The following is a 359-nucleotide window of genomic DNA, read 5'->3' as shown; positions in this document are numbered from 1 at the left end:
GCCCTTCTTCACCGAAGGCATCGTCGCCTGGCTGCCGTCGACGGACTATTTCTACCGCAACTTCTACACCGGCAATCAGCGCTGGAACTACTCGTCGATCAACAATCCCGACCTGGCCGCGATCGCGCAGGGAGCCCGCTTCGAGCCGGACAAGGCCCAGTACGAGGAGGCCGGCCGCAAGCTCAATGCGATGCATTTCGACCTGATGCCGCAGATCATGCTGTGGCAGCCGAACCAGGATGCGGTGATGGCGGCCACCGTCGAAGGCTACACCTACGAGTTCCACCGCCAGGTCGACTATCGCAATCTGAGCCGCAAGTAGCTGCCGAAAGCAGGAGAGGTGCCGAAACGTGAAGACC

At 61.3% G+C, this 359-nt stretch carries 1 pseudogene; it reads left to right on the top strand.

From position 1 onward, the window contains the following. A pseudogene (locus JHD07_RS23335) lies at positions 1-322 on the top strand (ABC transporter substrate-binding protein); the annotation flags it as partial. Positions 323-359: the final 37 nt, after the last annotated feature.

Source organism: Bradyrhizobium sp. (assembly GCF_016462955.1).
GTDB lineage: Bacteria > Pseudomonadota > Alphaproteobacteria > Rhizobiales > Xanthobacteraceae > Bradyrhizobium.
This window is presented reverse-complemented; position numbering and strand designations above follow the sequence as displayed.